General features: G+C 48.4%; 1 protein-coding gene. It reads right to left on the minus strand.

All coding sequences use genetic code 11. From position 1 onward, the window contains the following. Positions 1-378 (minus strand): ABC transporter transmembrane domain-containing protein (locus SB775_RS27755; protein WP_410864360.1); only part of this gene is annotated, 378 nt, incomplete at both ends.

Genomic DNA, 378 nt, shown 5'->3' on the forward strand with positions numbered 1-378 from the left:
TAGGCCACCAAACCAGATAATCGCAATCGAGGTCACGTTCATCATCAGCATCATGATTGGCATCATCGCCGCCATGATCTGATTCGCTTTGATCGCAGTCGCCGTGAGGTCTTGATTGGCCTGATCAAAACGTGCGCGCTCATGCTCGGTTCGATTAAAGGCACGTACGACACGGATTCCGGTCAAATATTCGCGCAACACTAAATTCAAACGGTCGATCTTGGTTTGCATCATCTTGAAATAAGGAATACCTTTCGACCCGATCAAGTAAATCGCCAAAGCCAGGATCGGGATCGCCCCAATAATGACAAGAGAAAGCTTGGCATCCTTGGATACCGCCATGATAATCCCACCGATACACATCATCGGTGCCATAAC

The organism is Peribacillus sp. SIMBA_075 (assembly GCF_046534585.1).